This is a genomic window from Pseudoflavonifractor sp. HNCC25GI2 (genome assembly GCF_058136395.1).
Genome location: NZ_JBYUOW010000020.1, coordinates 1 through 5,236 on the forward strand (window position 1 = coordinate 1; position 5,236 = coordinate 5,236).

A 5,236-nucleotide genomic window follows, 5' to 3' on the forward strand; every position below is an offset into this window, starting at 1 on the left:
GAAGCTTGTAGGAACAACGTCAATTTGATTTCTTTCTTTGAAGCTTGAATTAAGCTTCAATAAAATTGATTTAAGGAACCTCGGTTCTTTAGATACCATTTTATTGAGAGTTTGATCCTGGCTCAGGATGAACGCTGGCGGCGTGCTTAACACATGCAAGTCGAACGGAGTGCCAATGACAGAGGATTCGTCCAATGGATTTGGTTACTTAGTGGCGGACGGGTGAGTAACGCGTGAGGAACCTGCCTCGGAGTGGGGAATAACACAGTGAAAATTGTGCTAATACCGCATAATGCAGTTGGGTCGCATGGCTCTGACTGCCAAAGATTTATCGCTCTGAGATGGCCTCGCGTCTGATTAGCTAGTTGGCGGGGTAACGGCCCACCAAGGCGACGATCAGTAGCCGGACTGAGAGGTTGGCCGGCCACATTGGGACTGAGACACGGCCCAGACTCCTACGGGAGGCAGCAGTGGGGAATATTGGGCAATGGGCGCAAGCCTGACCCAGCAACGCCGCGTGAAGGAAGAAGGCCCTCGGGTTGTAAACTTCTTTTCTTAGGGACGAAGCAAGTGACGGTACCTAAGGAATAAGCCACGGCTAACTACGTGCCAGCAGCCGCGGTAATACGTAGGTGGCAAGCGTTATCCGGATTTACTGGGTGTAAAGGGCGTGTAGGCGGGATTGCAAGTCAGATGTGAAAACCACGGGCTCAACCTGTGGCCTGCATTTGAAACTGTAGTTCTTGAGTGCTGGAGAGGCAATCGGAATTCCGTGTGTAGCGGTGAAATGCGTAGATATACGGAGGAACACCAGTGGCGAAGGCGGATTGCTGGACAGTAACTGACGCTGAGGCGCGAAAGCGTGGGGAGCAAACAGGATTAGATACCCTGGTAGTCCACGCTGTAAACGATGGATACTAGGTGTGGGGGGACTGACCCCCTCCGTGCCGCAGTTAACACAATAAGTATCCCACCTGGGGAGTACGATCGCAAGGTTGAAACTCAAAGGAATTGACGGGGGCCCGCACAAGCGGTGGAGTATGTGGTTTAATTCGAAGCAACGCGAAGAACCTTACCAGGGCTTGACATCCTACTAACGAAGCAGAGATGCATTAGGTGCCCTTCGGGGAAAGTAGAGACAGGTGGTGCATGGTTGTCGTCAGCTCGTGTCGTGAGATGTTGGGTTAAGTCCCGCAACGAGCGCAACCCTTATTGTTAGTTGCTACGCAAGAGCACTCTAGCGAGACTGCCGTTGACAAAACGGAGGAAGGTGGGGACGACGTCAAATCATCATGCCCCTTATGCCCTGGGCCACACACGTACTACAATGGTGGTCAACAGAGGGAAGCAATACCGCGAGGTGGAGCAAATCCCTAAAAGCCATCCCAGTTCGGATTGCAGGCTGCAACCCGCCTGCATGAAGTTGGAATCGCTAGTAATCGCGGATCAGCATGCCGCGGTGAATACGTTCCCGGGCCTTGTACACACCGCCCGTCACACCATGAGAGTCGGGAACACCCGAAGTCCGTAGCCTAACCGCAAGGGGGGCGCGGCCGAAGGTGGGTTCGATAATTGGGGTGAAGTCGTAACAAGGTAGCCGTTCGAGAACGAGCGGCTGGATCACCTCCTTTCTAAGGAGACCTCAGTAAACTTAGATGTTTGCTGTAATGTCCTAAGGTCAGACCTCTGGTGGTCGGTTGGATGTCACGTTGTTTAATTTAGAGGGTGTACGCTGCTGAGGGAGCGGCGCCGACGGGCCCATAGCTCAGCTGGCTAGAGCGCACGACTGATAATCGTGAGGTCGGTGGTTCGAGTCCACTTGGGCCCACCACCAAGCTTTGCCAACGGGGGTATAGCTCAGCTGGGAGAGCGCCTGCCTTGCAAGCAGGAGGCCAGCGGTTCGATTCCGCTTATCTCCACCAACAAGATTAGATTGAAGTGTTTAGGCAAACGCCTGAGCATTTCAATCTGACCTTGAAAAAGGTTGGAAGTCTGCACCTTGAAAACTGAACAGTGAAGCAAGCAAGAAATTGCGAGCAAGCAACAGAGAGGTAACAAAGTTTTTTGTGGACTTTTAAATAAAGGGTAACACAAACTACAATGAACCAAATCTGAGGCCTGCATAATTCTTGAGAACCAGAGAACATTATGTTCGATAGGTCAAGCTGATAAGAGCGCAAGGGGAATGCCTTGGCATCAAGAGCCGATGAAGGACGTGACAAGCTGCGATAAGCTGCGGTGAGCTGCACATAAGCTTTGACCCGCAGATTTCCGAATGGGGAAACCCGGCAGAGCAATACTCTGTCAGCGTGCATTGAATCAAATAGGTGTACGTGGGGAACCGCCTGAACTGAAACATCTAAGTAGGGCGAGGAAGAGAAATCAACAGAGATTCCGCAAGTAGTGGCGAGCGAACGCGGAAGAGGGCAAACCGAAGGATTTATCCTTCGGGGTTGTGGACCGGCGCAACGGCAGGATAGGCTAGCTGAATGGCATGGGAAGGCCAACCAGAGCGGGTGAGAGTCCCGTAAGCGAAAGCTGATTTCTGTTAGTCGAGTTCCAGAGTACCGCAGGACACGTGAAACCCTGTGGGAAACTGGGGGGACCACCCTCCAACCCTAAATACTACTTGATGACCGATAGAGGAGCAGTACCGTGAGGGAAAGGTGAAAAGGACCCCGGGAGGGGAGTGAAACAGAACCTGAAACCTTGTGCTTACAAGCACTCAAAGCTCGTTAATGAGTGATGAGGTACTTTTTGTAGAACGGTCCGGCGAGTTATTGTACGTAGCAAGCTTAAGGTATTCAGTACCGGAGGCGAAGCGAGAGCGAGTCTGAATAGGGCGTTTTAGTTGCGTGCAATAGACCCGAAACCAGGTGACCTATCCATGGGCAGGTTGAAGTGGAGGTAAAACTCCATGGAGGACCGAACCGACCCCCGTTGCAATGGTGGCGGATGACCTGTGGATAGCGGAGAAATTCTAATCGAACTTGGAGATAGCTGGTTCTCCCCGAAATAGCTTTAGGGCTAGCGTTAGTTTAGATTACCGGAGGTAAAGCACTGAATGGGCTAGGGGCTGATAAAGTTACTGAACCCTATCAAACTCAGAATGCCGGCTAATTGATGACTAGCAGTCAGACTACGTGAGATAAGTCTCGTGGTCAAAAGGGAAACAGCCCAGACCTACAGCTAAGGTCCCAAATATACGCTAAGTGGAAAACGATGTGGAATTGCGAAAACAACCAGGATGTTGGCTTAGAAGCAGCCACTCATTAAAAGAGTGCGTAATAGCTCACTGGTCGAGTGACTCTGCGCGGAAAATGTAACGGGGCTAAGCGTATAACCGAAGCTTAGGATGCAGCAATGCGTGGTAGGGGAGCGTCGAATGCGGGGTGAAGTCAGAGCGGAAGCACTGGTGGACTTCATTCGAGTGAGAATGCCGGAATGAGTAGCGAGAATTATGTGGGAATCATAATGGCCGAAAATCTAAGGTTTCTTGGGGAAGGTTCGTCCGCCCAAGGTAAGCCGGGAGCTAAGGCGAGGCCGAAAGGCGTAGTCGATGCACATACGGTTGAAATTCCGTAGCCACCGAAACTTAAACCAGAAGGACACTTGGAGCTAGCTGAACCCGGGCGTTGGTTGACCCGGGCGTAAGGGACCGAAATTAAGTAGGGAAGTCAGCGAATAACGAGGCGAGAAAAGTTCTGGCGTATGCTAAGGTGCCCGTACCGCAAACCGACACAGGTAGATGAGGAGAGAATCCTAAGGCCAACGGGAGAAGGGTTGTTAAGGAACTCGGCAAAATTACCCCGTAACTTCGGGATAAGGGGAGCTCCGAAAGGAGCCGCAGAGAATAGGCCCAAGCGACTGTTTACCAAAAACACAGGTCTATGCTAAATCGAAAGATGACGTATATGGGCTGACGCCTGCCCGGTGCTGGAAGGTTAAGAGGAGAGCTTAGCGCAAGCGAAGGTTTGAATTGAAGCCCCAGTAAACGGCGGCCGTAACTATAACGGTCCTAAGGTAGCGAAATTCCTTGTCAGGTAAGTTCTGACCCGCACGAATGGCGTAACGATTTGGGCGCTGTCTCAACAGCCCACCCGGCGAAATTGTAGTACTGGTGAAGATGCCAGTTACCCGCAACTAGACGGAAAGACCCCATGGAGCTTTACTGTAGCTTAATACTGAGGATTGGTAAATGATGTACAGGATAGGTGGGAGACATGGAAATCAGGGCGTCAGCCTTGGTGGAGTCACCCTTGGGATACCACCCTTCATTTGCTGGTTTTCTAACCTGCGGCCGTGAATCCGGTCGGGGGACACTGTTAGGTGGGCAGTTTGACTGGGGCGGTCGCCTCCTAAAAGGTAACGGAGGCGCTCAAAGGTTCGTTCAGCACGGACGGAAATCGTGCAGTGAGTGTAAACGCATAAACGAGCCTAACTGCGACACCGACGGGTGGAGCAGTAACGAAAGTTGGAGTTAGTGATCCGGCGGTATGCAAGTGGAAGTGCCGTCGCTCAACGGATAAAAGCTACCCTGGGGATAACAGGCTGATCTCCCCCAAGCGTCCACAGCGACGGGGAGGTTTGGCACCTCGATGTCGGCTCGTCACATCCTGGGGCTGAATTCGGTCCCAAGGGTTCGGCTGTTCGCCGATTAAAGTGGCACGCGAGCTGGGTTCAGAACGTCGTGAGACAGTTCGGTCCCTATCTGTTGCGGGCGTAAGAGATTTGAAGGGAGCTGTCCTTAGTACGAGAGGACCGGGATGGACAGACCTCTGGTGCACCAGTTGTCGTGCCAACGGCACAGCTGGGTAGCTACGTCTGGACGAGATAAACGCTGAAAGCATCTAAGCGTGAAACTCCCCCTAAGATTAGATCTCTCATCCTTTAAGGAGTAAGGCTCGACGTAGACTATGTCGTTGATAGGTCGGAGGTGGAAGTGCTGCGAGGCATGTAGCTGACCGATACTAATAAGCCGAGGGCTTGACCTAAAAGGTTAAAAAGAATGCAGGCGCTTGTAAGCGATGGAAGGTTGTTTCACTGTTCGGTTTTCAGGGTGCAGGCAAAAGCGCACAATATGCGCCTTTAGCTCAGTTGGTAGAGCAACTGACTCTTAATCAGTGGGTCCCGGGTTCGAATCCCTGAAGGCGCACCATCTGGCCCGTTGGTCAAGCGGTTAAGACGGCGGCCTCTCACGCCGCAAACATGGGTTCGATTCCCGTACGGGTCACCA

4 tRNA genes and 2 rRNA genes are annotated in these 5,236 nt (G+C 52.2%); all 6 read left to right on the top strand.

Annotation, left to right across the window (positions count from 1 at the left end):
* The first annotated feature begins 99 nt into the window (after positions 1–99).
* The 6 genes from AC3YUO_RS12930 (at position 100) to AC3YUO_RS12955 (ending at position 5,236) form a co-directional block, all read left to right on the top strand.
* Positions 100–1,631 (top strand): 16S ribosomal RNA (locus tag AC3YUO_RS12930).
* A 123-nt stretch (positions 1,632–1,754) separates the two neighbouring features.
* Positions 1,755–1,831 (top strand) — tRNA-Ile (locus AC3YUO_RS12935).
* 15 nt (positions 1,832–1,846) lie between these two features.
* Positions 1,847–1,922 (top strand) — tRNA-Ala (locus tag AC3YUO_RS12940).
* A gap of 236 nt (positions 1,923–2,158) precedes the next feature.
* A 23S ribosomal RNA gene (locus AC3YUO_RS12945) occupies positions 2,159–4,994 on the top strand.
* The 16S and 23S rRNA genes sit together here with 4 tRNA genes alongside, the layout of an rRNA operon.
* Positions 4,995–5,082: 88 nt before the next feature.
* Positions 5,083–5,158: transfer RNA gene (locus AC3YUO_RS12950), tRNA-Lys, on the top strand.
* Positions 5,159–5,161: 3 nt separating this feature from the next.
* Positions 5,162–5,236: transfer RNA gene (locus AC3YUO_RS12955), tRNA-Glu, on the top strand.